The following is a 234-nucleotide window of genomic DNA, read 5'->3' as shown; positions in this document are numbered from 1 at the left end:
AGCCCACCGACGGACTGGTGCGGGCCCTGCTGGACACCGCCCCGCCGCGCGGGCCGGTGGCCCGCCGCCGGCTCCGGCTGGAGGTGGCCCGGATCGCCGGCCGCCTCGAGGGGCGCGAGCTCGAGGACATCCGCGTGGCGCTGCTGATCTCGGAGATCTTCGCCCTGGTGCGGCGCCACTGGCTGTCCCTGCCGCCCGTGCTCGTGCAGCTGCTGCGGATGCTGATCATCGTGG

At 75.6% G+C, this 234-nt stretch carries 1 pseudogene; it reads left to right on the top strand.

The annotated features are described in order from the left end of the window. Window positions 1–234, top strand: a pseudogene (locus KVS67_RS13350) (AarF/ABC1/UbiB kinase family protein); the annotation flags it as partial.

The organism is Micrococcus sp. GbtcB5, assembly GCF_019091605.1.
In the GTDB taxonomy this organism is placed as follows: Bacteria; Actinomycetota; Actinomycetes; order Actinomycetales; family Micrococcaceae; genus Micrococcus; species Micrococcus luteus.
This window is presented reverse-complemented; position numbering and strand designations above follow the sequence as displayed.